Genomic DNA, 18,688 nt, shown 5'->3' on the forward strand with positions numbered 1-18,688 from the left:
ATCGTTTTCAGCTTTAAAACTTAATTTATGGATACTGAAGCTTTTGAAGTAATAAATAATGAGCGTAATCAACAATTTGAAATTTGGCTAAATGGTGACGTTTCAACGCTGACCTATAGATTTTACAAAAAAGATATTGCTTTTCTTCACACTAAAGTTGCAGAATCCATGGAAGGAAAAGGTGTTGGGTCAGCACTCGCCCGTTACGCTTTTGCTTATGCATTAGAACATAAGCTGCCCGTAATGGTTTATTGCCCTTTTGTTTCCGGATTTATAAAAAAGCATCCTGAGTTCAACAAACAATTAGACCCTACCTATCATAAAACTGCTTCCTAATAAATCTAAAAAAATACATTTATGCCATTATCCAACATTTTGGCAATCAAAAAGATTTTCTTTTCTTGCTAGACGAAAGATATATGAACTTGTAGGGAAAGTTTTATTCCATTGTTTACCTATCTTAACCATACTCCGAAAAATATTTCTTGTAACATGTGATTTTTTTAACCTTCATGCGAATAATTAGGTAAATATGAAATTGGGCACTATAAACTGAGGTATAGTCTCAAAATCGTGTACGGAAAATAAAACGTATGAATTCAAAAGAAAAGACTGAACTCTTCCTTTCGATAATTCAAGCTAATAAAGGAATTATTTACAAAGTAGCTAACACTTATTGTAAGGACATGGAAGATAGAAAGGATCTTGTTCAGGAAATCAGTATACAGTTATGGAAATCATTTGATAATTATTCAAGTCAGTATAAATATTCAACCTGGATGTATCGGATTGCGCTGAATGTTGCTATCTCATTTTACAGGAAGGAAAATCGACGAAGAGATGCCTCTAATCCACTATCCGAAGGAATTCTTGACTTTGCTGACTCAGCCGTTGAAGTTGAATTGGAAGAAGTATTGGCTTTTTAAAACAGTTTATTGCTGAATTGAGGGATTTGGATAAAGCCTTGATGTTGCTTTATCTGGAAGAAAAAAGTCAAAAAGAAATTGCTGACATTATAGGTATTTCCGAAACAAATGTGGCCACTAAAGTTGGCCGGATAAAAAAGATATTAAAGCAGCAGTTTTCAACCTTAACAGTTTAATATAATGGAAGACAGAGAAATTATTAATAGTTGGATATCTTACAACAAGAAGTTGGAAGAAAGCCTGCAGCTTAACCGGAAAAATGCAGAAGATATTACGAAAATCAAGATTGGATCATTATTAGGATCGATGAAACCGATTAAGGTATTTACGATACTGACAGGCATCATTTGGGTTTGTTTTGTAGACCTGTTGATCGTCAATCTATTTGCAGTGGCAAGTCCTTTTTTCCTGATTTCAGCGATAATTCAGGTCGTGTTAACAAAATTAGCGATCGGGATCTATCTCTATCAGTTAGTTTTAATTCATCAGATTGATATCACCAAACCAATCTTGGAAACGCAGGATAAACTGGCTCATTTAAGGACATCGACTTTGTGGGTAACTCGTTTTCTTTTTCTGCAACTTCCGGTATGGACAACCTTTTACTGGTCGGCAAATACATTTGAAAATGGAAATACAGGACTGGTTGTTTTGCAAATTATAATCAGCTTATTGTTTGTTATTCCGGTTGTTTGGCTTTTTGTCAACATAAAATATGAAAACAAAAGCAAGAAATGGTTTAGGTTGATGTTTGAAGGAAAAGAATGGACACCTGTAAGAAGTCGATGGAATTATTAGAGCAGGTAGAAGAATATAAGAAAGGGGAGACAGTATTAAGTCCTCTGTCATAAGTAATATCCGGGCCTATCATTCGATAAGCCCGGATACTTTAATTAGATCTTTGCAATACCAATTCCCGGTTTATCAATCAGGGTTATTTTTCCTTTAACCACTTCCATCCCTTTATATACATCATTCTTAATTAATAATGAACCATCCAAATCGGCCCAATCCATCATTGGAGCCAGTTGAGCTGCCGCTGAGATAGCGCATGAAGTCTCGGTCATACAGCCGATCATTACTTTCATATCCAGGGCACGTGCAAGCGTTAACATTTTATGCGCTTCACGCATACCAGTACATTTCATCAGCTTAATGTTAATTCCGTTATAAACACCATGAGCCTTCATAACATCTGGTAGTCTCTGAACCGATTCATCTCCAATTATTGGAATCGGACTTCGTTCGGTAACCCACGCAATTTCATCACGCATTTCTTTCGGCATGGGCTGTTCAAGGAATACAGCACCTTGTTCCTTTAACCAATAAGCCATGTCTAATGTGTATTGTTTATCCTTCCATCCTTGGTTGGCATCTACTGTTAATGGCTTATTCGTTTGTTCGCGAATAGTTTGAACCATCATTTTATCACTTTCAACCTTACCGAGTTTTACTTTTATAATGTTAAAAGGAGAAGTTTCCTTTACCTTTTCGCGCACTACTTCCTGTGTATCAATACCGATGGTAAAAGTAGTATCAGGTGTTTTTGTAGCATCAAACCCCCATATTTTATACCAGGGTTGCCCCATTATTTTTCCAAGTAGATCATGAAGAGCAATATCAACAGCCGCTTTAGCTGCCTTGTTTCCTGCCTCAATATTATCTACATAGGTTAAAATATCATCCAATTGAAAAGGGTCATTAAATTGGGTTAAATCAACCTTTGCTAAGAACTTCATTACCGTGTCATGAGATTCACCCAGGTAAGGCGGCATTGAAGCCTCTCCATAGCCAGTAAAACCATCGTATTCGATTTCGGTAAGAACAACAGGAGTAGTTTTACGGGTATTAACCGCAACAGTGAATGCATGTTTCAGTTCAAGGGTATACGGTCTGAAACTAAGTTTCATTTTAGCCTTTTTACCCCCTTTTCCTATGGCAAAGACATTGGTGCTTCCTAAAGTTAAAGCAGTTCCGGTTAAAATGCCTGCTGATTTTATAAAATCTCTTCTTTTAATGCTCATCTTACTAGCGATTGTAATATGGATGTTCCTGTATTTTGGTTACTTCTTTAGTGCCAATTTGTGACAATACTCTTCTTACAGCTACCAGTGTTTTGGTTTGCCATTCGGCATAATTTACTGCCTCTTTCTTTAAACTGTTAATTCTTACCATTCCGGAAGAATGAATAAATTCACCATTTCCGATGTACATTCCTACATGTGTTATCGGAGCATTCAGGTTACCATCGGGTTTACTGGAAAAAAACAATAAATCACCATTTTGCATATTGGAAATGCCTTTTTCAATATTTACAGATCCGTTTTCATAAATATCAACCTTTTCACCTGCGAAAACCTGTTGTGAAGCGTCGCGCGGAAGAATAATTCCGTTAAGGAAAAATGACGTTTTAATAAAACCGCTGCAATCAACTCCTTTAATAGACGTTCCTCCCCACAGATAAGGAGTTCCCAAAAGTGTTTTGGCAGTAGTAATAATGTTTTCAGCCGATGGATTGCGAGATTGCAACCAATTTTTTAATGGAATAGCTTCTTTCTTCTCTACGTAAGCTGTTCGGTTATCTGGATATGTTACTTTATAAAATCCCTTTTCTTCGCCCTCAAGTTTTACAATAGCTCCTTTTGCCAAGTCAGCCACAATACTTGACTCCTTTTTAGGTTGTTGATACGCATGACCAAAATATTCGGTGTAAAGGATTTTATCTGCTGATTGCCATTGCTTGAACTCGGTCTCATCCATTAGTCCAACCCCCATCGCTTCTGTCCAGGAAATATAGCCATCAGGAGTTCTAACCAAAAGCCAACCATCTTTCTTCATCAGCACATCAACTGGAGTGCCTAAGGTCATTTGGGTTGCCATTTCTGCTGATTGTTTAGGCTCAAAACGATTATTACAAACAGATAAATTAGCAACACCGAAAACTTTATTGGCTAGTTTTACTGAAGGCAATAGTTCAATATTGTCTGTGTAATTTACATTGGACTCTTGAAGGGTGGCCAGAAGTTTATTTTTAGCTTCTTGATCAGTAGTTGCACCCATAAGATTGATTGTTCCCTGATCTGTACTAGCTGTTACTTTAAAGACAGCAGTCCGTCTGTCAGGGACATATTGCTGCTTAATAGCAGCAATTTTAGTTTCTACGGTAGTAAGCATAGTACTATCAGATTGCGAGAAAGCAGAGAAACCGGGCATAAAAAGGATGCTTAGGAATAAACTTTTCATCATACTTATTTTAATAAGGGCTAAAAAATAATCCTCATCACTAATAATCAATTTCTTAATAGCCTAAAAACAAATATTAGAAAAAATAATAGTAAATGCATGTTTATGCATTATTTTATTTTGCAATTGCAAGAATGTGCATTGCTTTGGGAAAGTGTTTATAATGAATGACTTTGAAATTATTAATGGTCCTATGGAAACATTGGATCTGGTATCTTTAGGTGATGTTTATAGTGAAAAAAAAGATGGAGATGGCAACCTAAGCAATACACAATCAACAGCATATAGTTCCCTAAATGAAGGTAGAGACCGATCATCTGGTTTAAGTTGCGATATAGGAATTATAGTTTTAGAATAAACCTTTTAGTTATCATCTAACAGTGATGTTAATATCTCAGGGTTTCGTTTATTTGCTTGGTTTGCAATAGGCAGGGTAAAATAAAACCGGCTTCCTTGCAACCAGGTGCTTTCTGCCCAGATTTTTCCATAATTTTTCTCCACAAAATCCTTACAAATTAACAAACCCAGTCCGGTGCCTTGCTCATTGTTGGTCCCGGGCATTGAAAATGAATTGGGACAAAATAATTTGGAAAGCAAATCAGCGCGAATTCCTGTACCGGAATCCTCTACACAAACCTCCACTTGTTTTTCATCGGTTTTTCTTGCTCGTACTACTATTATATTTTCAGGATTGCTAAATTTTAAGGCATTATCCAATAAGTTACGAATAATTAATCGGGTCATTTCTTTGTCGGCGTAAACTGTTGTTTCCGGTTCTAATTTACATTCAATCGTAACTTTCTTCTCCTCCGACCTTGCCGAAAGAAATGCTATTTCCTTCAGAACTTTTTGATGAAGATCCAATACCTCAGGGTCGGTATGTTCACCCTCCATTTGCGTTTTCGACCAAAACAACAAGTTATCCAAAACATTGGATGTCTGGTTTACACTTTTCGCAAGTTCGGGCAATAGCATATTTAATTCATCGTCACTTATCATTCCTTTAATGGTCATATTCAGTATATCTCCAAGTTGTCTGACCGGTGTGCGAAGGTCGTGCGAAATGATGGTGAATACACGATTTTTTAACTGGTTTAATCCTGATAATTGCTCCGATTGTTCCATCAATTTAAAAGCATCATTCTTCAGGATAGTAATATCCCTGAAAATTAATACCACACCACTATAAATGGTGTCTCGCTGAAACAAAGAAGTAATTGATACATCAAAGAAAGATCGTTTATTGTTATTACCAAGCTGAATTTCAACCGAACAGTTTGATCGTTCACTTACCAACTTTATGAGTGTTTCATTAGCCGGTATCAGATCCGACAATTTTACACCGATAATTGTGGGAGAAGGGCTGAGGTCGAGAAACCTAAGTATATTTTTATTGTAATCAATTACCCGATCTTGTTGATCAAGGATTAACAATCCATCGTGCATCGCTCCGATTACTTTTTCACGGGCAATTGGAATAATATCAAATAGTCTATACTTGAGCAATCCAATGCTGATTAAAAAACCTGTGGCAATAAATGCGTAAGGAGTTAAGTCTATATGAGCATTAGGTCTAATTCCCAAGAGGTATAATAAGTTTACGATCCATGGTATAAATGCTCCTAATAATATGCTGCTGTTTTGTTTTTTATAAATTGAATCGGCACGTTTAAACCGATTAATCAGCAGAAAACATCCCCAGGCTAACAAAAAGTAGAAGTAAACTGTAAAGCATTTGTACCAAATACCAGGTTTTATGTTTAATAATGGAAATGAGTGATTTTTATCTATACTAACAGAAGCATAATGCAAATGATGCAAACTATTGGTCCAAACAAGCGAGATGGTAATAAGGGGAATTAGGAATATAAGTAAAGAAGTATGCCATTTTAGCCATTGTTCTTTACCAATAAAATTAATTATGAATATGATCCAACTTGCAGGAAGAAGAGCAATGCCGATATATTCAAGGTTAATCCAGAAAAGCATATCAGGCAATGTTTGGCAAGATAATTCCATTCCATAGGTAACAGCCCACAGTCCAATAAAAAACATTAACAATGAAAACCAGCGTACGGTTCCACCTAAACGTTTAAAAATTAAATAGGAGATGAAAAAAGTGGCAAGGCCCGATGAGATTAATACAACAGAATAGCTATTAAATTGCAGTTCCATAAACGGTTTGGTTGGGGCGTTAAGGCGACTACGAAGGTAATAAAAATAACAAAGTCTGTTACCTTCTTAAAATTCAGTATTTCATATTATTTAAGAGATTCACTATTCTTAATGGCCCATTTTAAAATAGCATTGTTTTCTTCTTCTAGTTGCAGTTTTGTACAAATATTATGACGATGGTTTTTTACTGTATATGGACTTATAAATAGTGTTTCAGCTATTTCTTTTGTCGTTTTCTTTTGAGCGATCAATCGTAAAATATCGTACTCAATTTTTGTTAGTAGGTTTTGAGGATTTTGTCGGGTAATACCCACCGATTCATTATCCATATTTTTCAATTGAACGATTTGTATGGCTGCAAAAAGCTGTGCTTCATCAATAGGCTTAATAATATAGTTGGCCGGTTTAATGCGTGCGGCTTTTTCAATAATTTCTTTGGCCTGGTAAGAAGTAATGAAGATGGTATCGAATCCAAAGTTCTTCTGAAACTGAGCTATCAAATCTACCCCGTCTGTTGCATCGTTCAGGTTAATGTCACATAAAATCAGGTGAGGTAAAAACTCACCGATTATGCTTGTTGCTTCGTCAATGTTTACGGCAATATTTGTCTGGCAATCAAATTTATCGTGCAACTGCTGCTGGATGTAGCGTGCAATAATAATTTCATCTTCAATAATTAATATTCTCATTGGGTTATATAGGTATTATGAATGAATAATGAAGTCCTGCCTCACTTTTAGTTGCCAACGTTCCTTTTAATTGTCTTATAAGGTCTTTTATCAACAGAACACCGTGAGAATAATTGGTGGTTGGTTCAACTGCTTGCTGTTGTAGTCCTTTCCCATTATCTGTATAGGAAAAGAACAATGTTTTATTTTCTACAAAAATCTGAATTTGAATAATAGGGTTTACAGAGGATGCGGTAAAGGCATGTTTAAAAGAATTGGTAATAAGCTCTGACAGAATGAGTCCGAAAGGAATAGCAATATTTCCACTGATACGTATCGGATGTGGAATATGGATTTTTTTCTCCACAATTTTTTGAGAGTCGAAGATAGAGTTGGAATGTTGAACCATATCCATCACAAATTCTTCCAAATTAATAGATAAGGTTGAATCACCGTAGGTGTATAGTTTTTCATTGACCAATGACATAGCCTTTATCCTGCCTAGGTTATTCTTTAAAAGGTCTTTAGCATTTACGTCTTTTACAATGGGTAACTGCAGATTAATCAAACTGTACAAAAGCTGAAGGTTGTTTTTTACCCGGTGTTGTAATTCCTGCATGAGCGTTTCAATAATTTTGTTCCTTTCCGCTAATTCAGACTGGCGTGTAGCTAGTTCTGTATTTGACAGTTCAAGCTGAATAGTTCTATCCAAAACCATTTTATCCAGCAACTGATTTTGATCGAGTTGAAGCAGGTTTAGTCGTTGTAAAACCTCATTTTTATCAATTTCAAATTGCCTTAATTCTTCTTTAAGACCTAAAGAAAATATGATCACGATAACAAGGGAGGCATTACCTACATAAGAAACGTAGCGGATAGAGCTTTCATTCAATACAAATATCAGTGAGGATGTAATGATAGATGTTAGGAGGTGCAAAATGAAACCATAAGCTAAAAACCGTTGACCACGGGTTAAGCGAGGAAAACACCTGATCACTCCCCACAAGATAAAGCAATGAGAAACCACTATAAAAGGCAAATTGATCTGATTCATCAATTTGTAGTTATTGTCTTTATAGGTAACAATAAAATCGATGATTGAAACCGTTAGCAGACAGATAATTACTCCAATGAATAGCCTATACACTAGTTTGTCGACTGTTCTTAAATTCCAAAAGTCAACAAATAGAAAAGCGATTCCAAATAGGCCAATATTAATAAATTGAACATTGAACAACCAGCCTGTTGCCGGTGAAAACGGCATCGCCCAATCAATAAAATAACCATTCATACTTATGCCATACAAACCACAACCTGTTATATAGATCATCAGCCATAAGTAGGGACGATAGCGACTCAATATCCAGGAAAATAAAATATAGATAAAGAAGAATGCAACTGACCCATTTAGGAACATGTTGATCATGTTAATTCGGTTAAGCTTCTTTAGGAATTCATACTGGTTTTGAATAGTAAAGTTGAGCTTGGGTTGATAATGTTTTATATGATGGATCTTGAATAGTAGGGTGTATGTATGTCCTTCTTGCAGATTAAGTGTAAAATATTCACGACCATCAGCCTCATCAATATAATCGATTGGTCTGAAAGTCCCCGACTTTTTACTTTCCAACAATTTACCTGACTCATATACATAAAGATCAACAAAACTTAAGTTCGAGAATGCAATAATGCTTTCTAAAGATGTTAATGCTTCATTTTTAATAGTAGCTTTTACCCAATAAATGCTTATCGCAGATACCGGTTTAAGTTTCGAACTCTTGGTAAAGAGCTCAGGATGACTAAGAATAGAGTCCGGAAGATAGCCTAGTCCTTTCGCATCTTCATATACTTCTATATGCGGATTAAGCCTAATGCCTCTTTTAAAAGAAGAATCAGTATTTACTTTAACCACATTTTCCCCAAATCCTTTTGTTGGAAAGTAGAGCGTAAGTACTGCAGTAAAACACAGCCAAAATAATATACGAACTTTCATGGGCGCAAATATGCATAATGTAATCAATCGGTAAATACTCTTTCCGTAGTAAACTAAAAAATAGACCCTGGGGTCTATTGGGGGGACAAAGGGGGCTATCTATCTTTGTAGCCGAGGTCAATCACAGAATTATATTAAATAATCTACTGTCAGGAATACGTGAATAAGGAAAACAAGTGAATTGACCAAATAGTTATGGGTCATTATTAATTTGTCACAAGCGGGTAGTTAACCCTGTAACCAGTTTACATTAATAGAATATAACCAGAGCTACACATACAGTGTGGCATGGGCTGTTATTGTACTTATTGTCTGAAATAAATTGAACAACATAATATTATATGAATAAACTCTACAAGTATTTTAAGCGAAGGGCAATTATAGCAGTGACCTCACTGTTTGCATTGCTTCCAACTTTGATACATGCCGAAGGGAGTAAGGACTTACATCCATACAGCCTAACCTCTACGGGGTATCGGGCATTGCTTGCAAGTTCTACGATTGCACCTTCGAATTATAGAAGTATTGTTAATCAGGGACGAATGTTTGTGTATGCCAAAGCCGGCGAGAAAATCTACCTCGGCTCAAGTGCGCAAGGTATGGGAGCCGGAACTATAAAGTTAACCGCCCCTAACGGGACATTATACAATACTTCGAATTCAACGACAATAGGTCGTATTAGCGATCGCTTTCAGGAATTAAAAGGTCCTTCTCAATTAACAGCGGGAGGCTATAATGCATTTGTTCAAACCGTATTAGCGGCAGAAGAAGGTATTTGGATTATAGACTTTATTGCACCTGTTGATGTAGACCCCTCACCAACTTCTGTAGCGAGCCATAGTTTAAAAGCAGCTGAAGATTCTAATCCGGCTGTTCCCTCTTGGTCCTCGACCAACCAATCGAGTACCAAACCATTTATTATTGCTTGGGATGTTACAGTAGCAAACGGAACTACAGCTATTCCCGGACGATTATTTATGAATGTATTTACTGCTTCTATGGGGGGAGCAAGTAATGAATACAGAGGTAAATTAAAAGTATTAACGAATGATGGGTTTCAGTTTGATGTGGAAGGAAACGGAATGACGCCTTATTTATTTGCATTCTTCTCAAATAATAAAGGCTTACGTAATCTGACTACTAAAGACCCTGTTTATAAAAGTGCCAATAACACTGATATTAAGAATAGTGATGCGGCCGCTACTCTGTATGATTTTCATACTCCTACAGCATTAGACGATGCCGCAAATATTACTCACAAGCTTTTTTACAATACACCCGATGCATCGATGCCTGCCTTTGCAAAAATTACGGGCAGTGTCGTTGATGTTTGGTTAAATCCGGTTCTTAATATAGCTAAAGCAAGTAATGTAAAACTTACAGGTATTGAGGGTTCTCCCTACATGGGAACACCACCTCTGAATGGAGGCTTAATTAAGTTTGATGCAACACGTAACAGTAACTTCAGGATAGAAATTGATGTCAATAATGATGGAGACGCAAATGACGCTGTAGACCGGATTATTTTTGGTTCTGCTGTTGCAGGGAGCAATAGTATCGTTTGGGATGGAAAAAATGGTCAAGGCGTTGCCGTTGCCAATGGTACAGATATTCGCATAAGTATTGTTCTCTTTTCAGGAGAAGTACACTTTCCTTTGATTGATGCTGAAAACAATCCAAACGGTATTAAGATTACGAGAACTAATACAGGTGACAACAGTAAGATCATCTATTGGAATGACCTTGCATTAGGTGGTTTGGATAAAAGTGCTGAACCCGGAGTGGATAGTAATACTGGGGCACATAGTTGGAACAGTAGTTTTGGTGATGTAAGGACGATTGATACTTGGGCATATAAATACGATGTACCAGCCGTTTCTCCGGTTACAAAGATTGTTTTAAAACAGGCCGATTTAGAAGTAGTAAGTGTTACTAGAACCGGTGGTACATCAACATGTGCAAACGTTAATGTAACCTATACAGTTGTTGCAAGAAACAATGGTCCGGATCATACAACAGGGGCCAAATTTTTCTTTACAGTCCCGGCAGAGCTAACTGGCTTAACTGCAGGAACTCCAACATTTACAGGAACCGGAGCATTCACAGCTTCAAATCCTACCGACTCAACTTACGAGGCAACTCTTGATCTGAATAATGGAAGTTCATTTAGCATCACTTTTTCCGGAACAGTAAGTGCTCGACCGGCTAGCGGCACATTAACGGTAAAAGCAAGTATGTTGCGTCAACCGGATGTTACCGACCCTGATGCAACGGACCCAAGTGCGGATGTTCCAACCGATCCTGACGCCGAATGTAATTATGGTACGGTTGGTTGTAATAACATTAAAACTAGTGATTATACCATTTTAGCTACTCCGAATGCAGGAACCGATCAAGCGGTATCTTGTCAATCTACATTTTCATTAACTGCAGCGGGAAGTGGTCAAACATGGTCATTTGTTTCAGGTCCGGCAACTGCTTCAATCGGAGCATCGAGTGGGGCAGTAACAGGAATGACTAAGAAAGGTACCTATCGATTCAAATTAGCTAATGGTTCATGTGATGATCTGGTAGATATTGTACGTAATAATTGCGCTCCAACATCTGCTAATATTACCAAGACGATTTTAGAAGATAGACCATATACTTTTGCCAATACAGATTTCAGTTTTACAGATGTTGATGGAGACCTATTGTCTTCGATCCGCATTGATGCTTCACCTGGTATTGGTACATTGAAACTAAATGGTATTAATGTTACTGTAGGGCAAATTATCCCGTTAGCAGATATTTCCAAATTGGTTTACACACCAGTTACAGATGGAAACGGTAGCCCCTACACTACGTTTACATTCAGCGTAAATGACGGGACTGTATTTAGTACTGCCTCATTAACTGTAACTATCAATGTAACACCCGTAAATGATGCACCCGTAGCAATAAACGATGCTTATTCAGTTAATGAAGATGCCGTTTTAACCATTGCCGCTAAAGGAGTGTTAACGAATGATACCGATGTTGAGAATAATACCTTAACAGTCGTGTTGGTTTCAGGTCCAGCTCATGGAACCTTAACCTTAAATGCAGACGGTTCATTTACCTATACCCCAACTGCTAACTTTAGTGGAAGCGACAGCTTTACCTATAAAGCCAATGATGGCAGCTCGGATAGTAATGTAGCAACAGTTGTAATCACTGTTAACTCAGTTAACGATGCACCGGTAGCCAATAACGATGCTAAAACCACCAACGAAGATGTGGCTGTTAACGGAACGGTTACCGCAACAGATGTGGACGGCGATGCATTGACCTTTACCAAAGGTTCTAACCCAACTAATGGATCGGTAGTTGTAAACGCTGACGGAACTTATACTTATACCCCAAACACGAACTTTAACGGAACCGATAGTTTCACGGTAAAAGCAAGTGATGGTAAGGGTGGCGAGTCTACAGCCACAGTAACCATTACGGTTACTCCGGTAAATGACAGTCCAGTTGCCAATAACGATGCTAAAACCACCAACGAAGATGTAGCCGTAAGTGGAACGGTTCCCGCTACAGATGTGGATGGTGATGCATTAACCTTTACCAAAGGTTCTAACCCAACCAACGGAACAGTAACGGTAAATCCGGACGGAGCCTATACTTATACCCCAAACACGAACTTTAACGGAACCGATAGTTTCACGGTAAAAGCAAGTGATGGAAAAGGTGGCGAGTCAACTGCCACAGTAACCATTACGGTTACTCCGGTAAATGATGCACCCGTAGCAGTAAACGATGCTTACTCAGTTAATGAAGATGCTGTTTTAACCATTGCCGCTAAAGGCGTGTTAACGAATGATACCGATGTTGAGAATAATACCTTAACAGCCGTGTTGGTTTCAGGTCCGACTCATGGAACCTTAACCTTAAATGCAGACGGTTCATTTACCTATACTCCAACAGCTAATTATAGCGGAAGTGATAGCTTTACGTATAAGGCTAATGATGGTAGCTCAGATAGTAATGTTGCTACGGTTACACTTACTGTAACACCGGTGAATGATGCACCAGTAGCAGTAAACGATGTTTACTCTGTTAATGAAGATGTGGTATTGACCATTGCAGCCAAAGGCGTGTTAACGAATGATACCGATGTGGAAAATAATACCTTAACAGCCGTGTTGGTTTCTGGTCCGGCTCACGGAACCTTAACCTTAAATGCAGACGGTTCATTTACCTATACCCCAACTGCTAACTTTAACGGAATCGACAGCTTTACCTATAAAGCCAATGATGGCAGCTCGGATAGTAATGTAGCAACAGTTGTAATCACTGTTAACTCAGTTAACGATGCACCGGTAGCCAATAACGATGCTAAAGCCACTAATGAAGATGTAGCCGTTAACGGAACAGTTACTGCAACAGACGTGGATGGTGATGCCTTAACCTTTACCAAAGGTTCTAACCCAACTAATGGATCGGTAGTTGTAAATGCTGACGGAACTTATACTTATACCCCAAACACGAACTTTAACGGAACCGATAGTTTCACGGTAAAAGCAAGTGATGGTAAGGGTGGCGAGTCTACAGCCACAGTAACCATTACGGTTACTCCGGTAAATGACAGTCCAGTTGCCAATAACGATGCAAAAACCACTAGTGAAGATGTAGCCGTAAGTGGAACGGTTACCGCTACAGATGTGGATGGTGATGCATTAACCTTTACCAAAGGTTCTAACCCAACCAACGGAACAGTAACGGTAAATCCGGACGGAGCCTATACTTATACCCCAAACACGAACTTTAACGGAACCGATAGTTTCACGGTAAAAGCAAGTGATGGAAAAGGTGGCGAGTCAACTGCCACAGTAACCATTACGGTTACTCCGGTAAATGATGCACCCGTAGCAGTAAACGATGCTTACTCAGTTAATGAAGATGCTGTTTTAACCATTGCCGCTAAAGGCGTGTTAACGAATGATACCGATGTTGAGAATAATACCTTAACAGCCGTGTTGGTTTCAGGTCCGACTCATGGAACCTTAACCTTAAATGCAGACGGTTCATTTACCTATACTCCAACAGCTAATTATAGCGGAAGTGATAGCTTTACGTATAAGGCTAATGATGGTAGCTCAGATAGTAATGTTGCTACGGTTACACTTACTGTAACACCGGTGAATGATGCACCAGTAGCAGTAAACGATGTTTACTCTGTTAATGAAGATGTGGTATTGACCATTGCAGCCAAAGGCGTGTTAACGAATGATACCGATGTGGAAAATAATACCTTAACAGCCGTGTTGGTTTCTGGTCCGGCTCACGGAACCTTAACCTTAAATGCAGACGGTTCATTTACCTATACCCCAACTGCTAACTTTAACGGAATCGACAGCTTTACCTATAAAGCCAATGATGGCAGCTCGGATAGTAATGTAGCAACAGTTGCAATCACTGTTAATTCAGTTAACGATGCACCAGTTGCCAATAACGATGCAAAAACCACTAGTGAAGATGTAGCCGTAAGTGGAACGGTTACCGCTACAGATGTGGATGGTGATGCATTAACCTTTACCAAAGGTTCTAACCCAACCAACGGAACAGTAACGGTAAATCCGGACGGAGCCTATACTTATACCCCAAACACGAACTTTAACGGAACCGATAGTTTCACGGTAAAAGCAAGTGATGGAAAAGGTGGCGAGTCAACTGCCACAGTAACCATTACGGTTACTCCGGTAAATGATGCACCCGTAGCAGTAAACGATGCTTACTCAGTTAATGAAGATGCTGTTTTAACCATTGCCGCTAAAGGCGTGTTAACGAATGATACCGATGTAGAAAATGATGCCTTGACAGCAGTTTTGGTTGCAGGTCCGACTCACGGAACCTTAACCTTAAATGCAGACGGTTCATTTACCTATACACCAACTGCTAACTTTAGTGGAAGCGACAGCTTTACCTATAAAGCCAATGATGGCAGCTCGGATAGTAATGTAGCAACAGTTGCAATTACTGTTAATTCAGTTAACGATGCACCAGTAGCCAATAACGATGCTAAAACCACCAACGAAGATGTAGCTGTTAACGGAACCGTTACCGCAACAGACGTGGATGGTGATGCATTGACCTTTACCAAAGGTTCTAACCCAACTAATGGATCGGTAGTTGTAAATGCTGACGGAACCTATACTTATACGCCAAGCGCGAACTTTAACGGAACCGATAGTTTCACGGTAAAAGCTAGCGATGGAAAAGGTGGCGAGTCTACAGCCACAATGACCATTACGGTTACTCCGGTGAACGATGCACCAGTAGCCAATAATGATGCTAAAACCACCAACGAAGATGTAACTGTTAACGGAACCGTTACAGCAACAGATGTGGACGGTGATGCATTAACCTTTACCAAAGGTTCTAACCCAACCAACGGATCGGTAGTTGTAAACGCTGACGGAACTTATACTTATACGCCAAACGCAAACTTCAACGGAACCGATAGTTTCACGGTAAAAGCAAGCGACGGAAAAGGTGGTGAGTCAACTGCCACAGTAACCATTACGGTTACTCCGGTAAATGATGCGCCGGTTGCAGTTAATGACAGCTATTCAGTTAATGAAGATGTGGTATTGACCATTGCAGCCAAAGGCGTGTTAACGAATGATACCGATGTAGAAAATAATACCTTAACAGCCGTGTTGGTTTCTGGTCCGACTCACGGAACCTTAACCTTAAATGCAGACGGTTCATTTACCTATACACCAACTGCTAACTTTAGTGGAAGCGACAGCTTTACCTATAAAGCCAATGATGGCAGCTCGGATAGTAATGTAGCAACAGTTGCAATTACTGTTAATTCAGTTAACGATGCACCGGTAGCCAATAACGATGCTAAAACCACCAACGAAGATGTAGCTGTTAACGGAACGGTTACCGCAACAGACGTGGATGGTGATGCCTTAACCTTTACCAAGGGTTCTAACCCAACTAATGGATCGGTAGTTGTAAATGCTGACGGAACCTATACTTATATGCCAAACGCAAACTTCAACGGAACCGATAGTTTCACGGTAAAAGCCAGCGACGGAAAAGGTGGTGAGTCAACTGCCACAGTAACCATTACGGTTACTCCGGTGAAAGATGCACCAGTAGCCAATAACGATGCCAAAACCACCAGTGAAGATGTGGCTGTTAACGGAACGGTTACCGCAACAGATGTGGACGGTGATACATTAACCTTTACCAAAGGTTCTAACCCAACCAATGGAACAGTTACTGTAAACGCGGACGGAACCTACACTTATACGCCAAACGCAAACTTCAACGGAACCGATAGTTTCACGGTAAAAGCAAGCGACGGAAAAGGTGGTGAGTCGACTGCCACGGTAACCATTACGGTTACTCCGGTAAATGATGCACCTATAGTTACTACAAATCCTGTAACAACAGAGGAGAATAAACTAGTAAGCGGTAAAGTAACTTCAACAGATGTTGACGGAGATACTTTAATAGCAGAAAAAGGTACTGATCCAACTAATGGTACAGTAGTAGTAAATCCTGACGGAACTTACACTTACACTCCGAAGCCAGGCTTTAACGGCAAAGATTCTTTTGAAATCGTTGTGAAAGATGGTAAGGGAGGAGAAACCAAAGTTGTTGTTGACGTAACAGTAACTCCTGTAAACGATGCTCCTGTGGCTAGTAATGATAGTAAAACCACTAACGAGGATACTCCTGTAAATGGAAAAGTTGCTGCAACGGATCCTGATGGAGATACCTTGATCTTCACAAAAGGCAATAATCCTTCAAACGGAACTGTAGTAGTAAATCCTGACGGAACTTATACTTACACCCCTAATACTGATTTCAATGGTAAAGATTCATTTGAGATCGTAATTAAGGACGGAAAAGGTGGTGAAACTACGGTTGTAATTGAAGTAACTGTTAATCCGGTGAATGATGCTCCTGTAGCAAGCAATGACAGCAAAACCACTAATGAGGATACTCCTGTAAACGGCAAGGTTACTGCAACTGATGCTGAAGGAGATGCATTAACCTTTACAAAAGGCTCTAATCCTACTAACGGAAGTGTCGTTGTAAACATTGACGGAACTTATACTTATACACCTAATGCAGATTTCAATGGAAAGGATTCATTTGACTTCATTATTAAAGATGGTAAAGGTGGGGAAACCAAGGTAGTAATTGATGTTACAGTTACTCCGGTGAATGATGCGCCTATAGTTACCGTTGATCCTGTATCAACAGATGAGAATAAACCTGTAACTGGTAAAGTAACTGCTAAGGATGCTGATGGCGATGCGCCTACAGCTGAAAAAGGTACCGATCCTACAAACGGAACAGTGGTTGTAAATCCTGATGGGACTTATACCTACACCCCGAAACCGGGCTTTAATGGCAAAGATTCATTTGAGATTGTTGTTAAAGATGGTAAAGGTGGTGAAACTAAGGTTATTGTTGATGTAACTGTTAGTCCTGTAAATGATGCTCCGGTTGCAAGTAATGATAACAAAACCACTAATGAGGACACTCCGGTAAGCGGAAAAATTACTGCTACGGATGCTGATGGTGATGCAATGACCTTTATCAAAGGTTCAAATCCATCAAACGGAACGGTGGTAGTAAATGCTGATGGTACTTACACTTACACTCCAAATGCTGACTTTAATGGAACAGATAGTTTCACTGTGAAAGTAAGCGATGGAAAAGGTGGTGAAACTACAGCAACAATTACGATCACTGTTAAAGCAGTAAACGATGCTCCTGTAGTAACTGCAGGTCCTGTTACAACAACCGAAAATACACCTGTAAGTGGTAAAGTAACTTCTACAGATGCAGATGGGGATCCATTAACAGCAGAGAAGGGAACTGACCCTGCTAATGGAACGGTTGTAGTAAATCCTGACGGAACTTACACTTACACTCCGAAACCTGGCTTTAATGGAAAGGATTCATTTGAAATCGTAGTTAAAGACGGTAAAGGTGGAGAAACCAAAGTTGTTGTCGACGTAACAGTTGATCCTGCAAATAACACCGCTGATTTAATGATTGAAAAGAGAATTGTTAAGTCAACAAGCGACTTGAAAGTGGGTGACTGGGTGCAGTATGAAATTGTAGTAACCAGTAAAGGTCCTGCAAAAGCAACGAATGTAAAAGTAGCCGATAAACTGATGACTCTCCTAGGTAAACCTGAAGATGTTAAGTCAGACATAGGTAACGTTACTTATTCAGATGCTGCTCATGGCATTGATTGGGTAATTGGTATAATGGATGCAAATACAAAAGCGACCCTGACATTCAAATCGCAAATTGTTAAGGCAGGTAAATTAACTAACTCGGCGACTGTTTCATCTGATGTTAAAGATGATAATACCGTAAATAATACAGGTACAACTCCTGTAGATGTGGTGGATAATAAACCGGTGTTTGTTCCTAATGCATTTACTCCGAATGGTGATGGTAAAAATGAACGCTTCACTATTCCTGGAATTGAGCAATATCCTGGAAGTACGCTCCATATTTTCAATCGTTGGGGTAATGAGGTGTTTTACTCTGGTAGTTACGACAATGAATGGGTCGGACAAGGTTTAAGTGAAGGAACTTATTTCTATATCCTGACGATCAATAAACTTGAAGGTAAGACCATTCAAAAAGGCTGGGTCTTATTAAAACGCTAA

11 protein-coding genes are annotated in these 18,688 nt (G+C 38.9%); 6 read left to right on the forward strand and 5 right to left on the reverse strand.

All coding sequences use genetic code 11. The features are described from left to right. Nucleotides 1-27: 27 nt before the first annotated feature. The 4 genes from SOLCA_RS00215 to SOLCA_RS00225 all read left to right on the forward strand — a co-directional run bounded on the left by SOLCA_RS00215 (nt 28) and on the right by SOLCA_RS00225 (nt 1,724). Nucleotides 28-336: a GNAT family N-acetyltransferase gene (locus SOLCA_RS00215; RefSeq protein WP_014678428.1), complete on the forward strand. Its 309-nt coding sequence runs from the start codon at nt 28-30 to the stop codon at nt 334-336. A gap of 257 nt (nt 337-593) precedes the next feature. Continuing rightward, entirely contained in the window at nt 594-926 is a 333-nt protein-coding gene (locus SOLCA_RS00220) for an RNA polymerase sigma factor (RefSeq protein ID WP_217166156.1), read from the forward strand. A gap of 8 nt (nt 927-934) precedes the next feature. Next, the gene (locus SOLCA_RS23385; RefSeq protein ID WP_281048059.1) at nt 935-1,102 is read left to right on the forward strand and encodes an RNA polymerase sigma factor; all 168 of its coding nucleotides are present in this window, start codon (nt 935-937) and stop codon (nt 1,100-1,102) included. Between the two features lie 4 nt (nt 1,103-1,106). Next, on the forward strand, nt 1,107-1,724 hold the full coding sequence (locus SOLCA_RS00225) for a hypothetical protein (RefSeq protein WP_014678429.1): 618 nt from the start codon (nt 1,107-1,109) through the stop codon (nt 1,722-1,724). Between the two features lie 95 nt (nt 1,725-1,819). Here SOLCA_RS00225 and SOLCA_RS00230 read toward each other — a convergent pair whose 3' ends face one another. Both SOLCA_RS00230 and SOLCA_RS00235 read right to left on the reverse strand, forming a co-directional pair. Beyond that, a complete protein-coding gene (locus SOLCA_RS00230; RefSeq protein WP_014678430.1) occupies nt 1,820-2,950 on the reverse strand; it encodes a dipeptide epimerase in 1,131 nt (376 codons plus the stop codon). 4 nt (nt 2,951-2,954) lie between these two features. Continuing rightward, a complete protein-coding gene (locus tag SOLCA_RS00235) occupies nt 2,955-4,169 on the reverse strand; it encodes a C40 family peptidase (protein WP_042480415.1) in 1,215 nt (404 codons plus the stop codon). Between the two features lie 193 nt (nt 4,170-4,362). On the opposite strand from SOLCA_RS00235, the gene SOLCA_RS00240 reads away from it, so the two are divergent. Further along, complete coding sequence (locus SOLCA_RS00240) at nt 4,363-4,527, forward strand: hypothetical protein (RefSeq protein WP_169313277.1); 165 nt, start codon at nt 4,363-4,365, stop codon at nt 4,525-4,527. Between the two features lie 5 nt (nt 4,528-4,532). Here the strand turns inward: SOLCA_RS00240 and SOLCA_RS00245 are convergent, their stop codons facing one another. The 3 genes from SOLCA_RS00245 to SOLCA_RS00255 form a co-directional block, all read right to left on the reverse strand. Next, a complete protein-coding gene (locus SOLCA_RS00245; RefSeq protein ID WP_014678433.1) occupies nt 4,533-6,344 on the reverse strand; it encodes a sensor histidine kinase in 1,812 nt (603 codons plus the stop codon). Between the two features lie 86 nt (nt 6,345-6,430). Next, a complete protein-coding gene (locus SOLCA_RS00250) occupies nt 6,431-7,033 on the reverse strand; it encodes a response regulator transcription factor (protein ID WP_014678434.1) in 603 nt (200 codons plus the stop codon). A gap of 4 nt (nt 7,034-7,037) precedes the next feature. Next, nucleotides 7,038-9,005: a histidine kinase dimerization/phosphoacceptor domain -containing protein gene (locus tag SOLCA_RS00255; RefSeq protein WP_014678435.1), complete on the reverse strand. Its 1,968-nt coding sequence runs from the start codon at nt 9,003-9,005 to the stop codon at nt 7,038-7,040. Nucleotides 9,006-9,346: 341 nt separating this feature from the next. Between SOLCA_RS00255 and SOLCA_RS22025 the strand changes: the two genes are divergently transcribed. Further along, nucleotides 9,347-18,688: a tandem-95 repeat protein gene (locus SOLCA_RS22025; protein ID WP_014678436.1), complete on the forward strand. Its 9,342-nt coding sequence runs from the start codon at nt 9,347-9,349 to the stop codon at nt 18,686-18,688.

Origin of the sequence: Solitalea canadensis DSM 3403, assembly GCF_000242635.2 — a bacterium.
GTDB classification, from domain to species: domain Bacteria; phylum Bacteroidota; class Bacteroidia; order Sphingobacteriales; family Sphingobacteriaceae; genus Solitalea; species Solitalea canadensis.